This is a genomic window from Novipirellula herctigrandis (assembly GCA_007859835.1).
Lineage (GTDB): Bacteria > Planctomycetota > Planctomycetia > Pirellulales > Pirellulaceae > Novipirellula_A > Novipirellula_A herctigrandis.
Map to the genome: position 1 here is coordinate 102425 of SJPJ01000001.1, position 355 is coordinate 102779.

A 355-nucleotide genomic window follows, 5' to 3' on the forward strand; every position below is an offset into this window, starting at 1 on the left:
GAGTTGTGCAGCATGCTTTTCTTGTCCCTTCTTGCTCCCCTCCCATCTCACCTCGCCTTTTGGGAAAGGTCGAGCTCTCAGGCTCGGGAGAGGGTTGTTGATGGCTGCATCTGCTGAAGGCCCTCCCCCTCGCTGCGCTCGACCCCTCCCGCTCTCGCGGGCAGGGGTTGTTTGCATCAGTTATTTGACCGCAGGGGCCATCCAAATGTTCCACCTAACGAACCGTTGCTAACAACGAACAGGAGAGAGGATAAGTTGTGCAGCATGCTTTTCTTGCCCGGATTATTCACGGCCGCTGCTTCGCGGGGTGATTGGCAACTGAATTGGGTTGAGTTGGTGTAACCGTGGCTGCTGA